Genomic DNA, 2032 nt, shown 5'->3' on the forward strand with positions numbered 1-2032 from the left:
GACGGAACCGGGGACAATACCGACGAAGATGACGACAACGATGGTACACCTGATTCCGAGGATGCATTCCCCAAGGATGATTCCGAGGATACCGATACCGATGGCGACGGAACTGGCGATAATGCCGATGAGGATGACGACAACGACGGCACCCCTGATTCCGAGGATGCATTCCCCAAGGATGATTCCGAGGATACCGATACCGATGGTGACGGAACCGGGGACAATACCGACGAAGATGACGACAACGATGGTACACCTGATTCCGAGGATACATTCCCCAAGGATGATTCCGAGGATACCGATACCGATGGTGACGGAACAGGGGACAATGCCGATGAGGATGATGACAACGACGGCACCCCTGATTCCGAGGATGCCTTCCCGAAGGATGATTCCGAGGATACCGATACCGATGGAGACGGAACCGGGGACAATGCCGATGACGATGCCGATAATGACGGAACTCAAGATGATGAGGATGCCTTCCCATACGATCCAAACGAAGATTCCGATATTGATGGCGATGGTGTAGGTGACAATTCTGATACGGACGACGATAATGACGGCGTTACCGATACCGATACGGACGGAGACGGTCTTGGCGACAACGTTGACAATGATGATGACAATGACGGTATACCGGATAATCAGGATGATTTCCCGAATGATGCTTCAGAGACAATCGATACGGACGGGGACGGAATTGGCGACAATGCGGATACCGATGACGATGGCGATGGTTATTCCGACGAAGTGGAATTGACCGAAGGAACCGACCCAACGGATGCATCCAACACTCCATTGGATACCGATGGGGATGGTATTCCCGATAGCATGGATGAGGATGACGACAATGATGGTGTTCCAGATGCGGACGATGCATTCCCAACAAGCGAAGAGCCTTCTTTGGTTCCTGCACAGGCCTTTACGCCTAATGGTGACGGGAACAACGATGCTTGGATAATTCCAGGAATCGATAATTACCCGAACAACGTGGTGAAGGTATACAACCGCTGGGGTCACGAAGTTTTTGGAACCCGATCCTATCGCAACAACTGGGAAGGTTTCTACAAGAACAGGAACGAAAAACTCCCTGCGGGATCGTACATGTATGTCATCAACCTAGGCGATGGCAGTGCACCATTGCAAGGATGGATATTCATCAACTATTAAACCAACACAACAAAAAACACCATACACAACAGATGAAACTTTTAAATAACATTCAATTACTGGTCCTCCTCCTCGTGCTTTCCCTATCGGCAAGTGCACAACAGGACCCGAACTATACCTTTTACCGCTACAACATGAACATTTACAACCCTGCCTTTGCGGGGAGTTCCGAGGCTGCCGAATTCTCATTGGGGATTCGCAGCCAATGGGCGGGAATCGAAGGGGCTCCTGAAAGCCAAAGTGCCATTTTCGGGATGCCCGTGGGCAAGAACATAGGGCTCGGGGCCTCCATACTCAACGACAAGACCTTTATCGAGCAACAGACATGGGTGGCCATCGACGTCTCCTACAACATCCAATTGGACGATGAGCACATGCTCTACTTCGGGATCAAGGGAAGCGCCAATTCCTACGACGCCAACACACAGGGCCTTGTGACCTACGGTGTGGGACAGGACGGGACATTGGTGGATTATGATAGCCGCTTCACCCCCAATGTGGGCGCCGGGGTCTATTTGAAGCACGACAGGTATTTCGCGTCCCTTTCGGCACCAAAGCTGTTGACTCCCGACCGTTTGCAGGAGCGTGATGGCAATGCCTACCTCGGGGTGGACCGTATGCACGCCTATCTGAGCGGTGGGTATACCTTTTTGCTGGGCAGGACCTTGGACCTGAAGACCATGGGGATGTTGCGCTACGTGGATGCATCGCCCATATCCGTGGAATTCACGGGAATTCTGGATTTTGGGGAACGCTTTGAGTTAGGGGCCAGCTACAGGTACGATGAGAGCATCAGTGGACTGTTCCTGTTCAACATCAGCAGCGGGTTCAATCTGGGCTACGCCTACGAGACCTC

The 2032-nt window shown here is 52.0% G+C and carries 2 protein-coding genes; both read left to right on the forward strand.

The window, feature by feature from the left end:
- Positions 1 to 1176 (forward strand): gliding motility-associated C-terminal domain-containing protein (locus EO132_RS17010; RefSeq protein WP_164732371.1); only part of this gene is annotated, 1176 nt, incomplete at its 5' end.
- A gap of 32 nt (positions 1177 to 1208) precedes the next feature.
- Positions 1209 to 2032, forward strand: an 824-nt coding sequence (locus EO132_RS17015; RefSeq protein ID WP_164732243.1) for a PorP/SprF family type IX secretion system membrane protein, incomplete at its 3' end; no start/stop codon positions are given.

The sequence above is a fragment of the Flagellimonas oceanensis genome, from assembly GCF_003992595.1.
Taxonomy (GTDB): Bacteria; Bacteroidota; Bacteroidia; order Flavobacteriales; family Flavobacteriaceae; genus Flagellimonas; species Flagellimonas oceanensis.